Source organism: Mesorhizobium sp. GbtcB19 (assembly GCF_019091085.1).
Classification (GTDB): Bacteria; Pseudomonadota; Alphaproteobacteria; order Rhizobiales; family Rhizobiaceae; genus Mesorhizobium.
This window is the reverse complement of the sequence record NZ_JAGXJY010000467.1, coordinates 1-240: the sequence shown is the minus strand read 5'-3', so window position 1 is coordinate 240 and position 240 is coordinate 1. Positions and strand designations below refer to the sequence as shown.

1 protein-coding gene is annotated in these 240 nt (G+C 59.6%); it reads right to left on the bottom strand.

The features are described from left to right. The coding region (locus tag KVT37_RS32755) for a hypothetical protein (protein WP_217579078.1) at positions 1-240 on the bottom strand (240 nt) is incomplete at both ends.

The following is a 240-nucleotide window of genomic DNA, read 5'->3' as shown; positions in this document are numbered from 1 at the left end:
CGTCGGGACGGTTCCACCGCACCCAGGAAACCGCCAGATCCACTCCGGCCCGACCATAGCCTTTCCCCTGCCAAACGCGTGAAATGCGAAAGCTGTGCGGCGTAACGACGCCGCCAGGCGCCCAATCTGGCACTGCCTGTTTCTCGCGCAAAATGAAAAATCCGACCCTCCTTCCGCTGGCGACGATTGCGAAAGGGTGTTCCATATCTGGGAACCGGCTGTTTTGCAGATCGTCGAAGA